The 527-nt window shown below is 65.7% G+C and carries 1 protein-coding gene; it reads left to right on the top strand.

Annotation, left to right across the window (positions count from 1 at the left end; genetic code table 11):
- Window positions 1-65 precede the first annotated feature (65 nt).
- The gene (locus VXC91_RS46810; protein WP_329513397.1) at window positions 66-467 is read left to right on the top strand and encodes a type II toxin-antitoxin system VapC family toxin; all 402 of its coding nucleotides are present in this window, start codon (window positions 66-68) and stop codon (window positions 465-467) included.
- Window positions 468-527 lie beyond the last annotated feature (60 nt).

The raw sequence follows: 527 nt of genomic DNA on the forward strand, positions 1-527 counted from the left end.
GAGGCTACCGCGGAGTACGCCACCGATGACGTACTGGCAGCGATCGACGAGGGCAGGCTGGGCCGTTGATCGTCATCGACACGTCGGCGCTGGTGGTCTTCCTGACCCATCACGGCGCCACCGGTAGCGCCGTCCGTACGCGTGTGGGTGAGGCCGTCACCGTCTACACCCCCACGCTGGCCGACTACGAAATCCAATCGGCGCTGCTCGGGATGCAGCGCGGCGGCAAGCTCACCGAGAAGCAGGTGACCAAGGCCATGACCGACTTCACGGCATTGCCTCTGGCGAAGCACGACACTCTCCCCTTGTGGGAACGAGTTCGCACTCTCCACGCCAACCTGAGTGCCTACGACGCACAGTACGTTGCGCTCGCCGAGTCCCTCGGCGCCCCGCTGATCACCTGCGATGGGCGGATCAAGCGCAGCGGCGCAGCCAAGTGCGATGTCGAGGTCTTCAGCTCGAACTGACCCGAACAGCCGCGAAGAACATAACGGGGGATGCCTTCCTGGGGGGACGCGGCCGAGGGC

The sequence above is a fragment of the Streptomyces chiangmaiensis genome, from assembly GCF_036281785.1.
Taxonomy (GTDB): Bacteria; Actinomycetota; Actinomycetes; order Streptomycetales; family Streptomycetaceae; genus Streptomyces; species Streptomyces chiangmaiensis.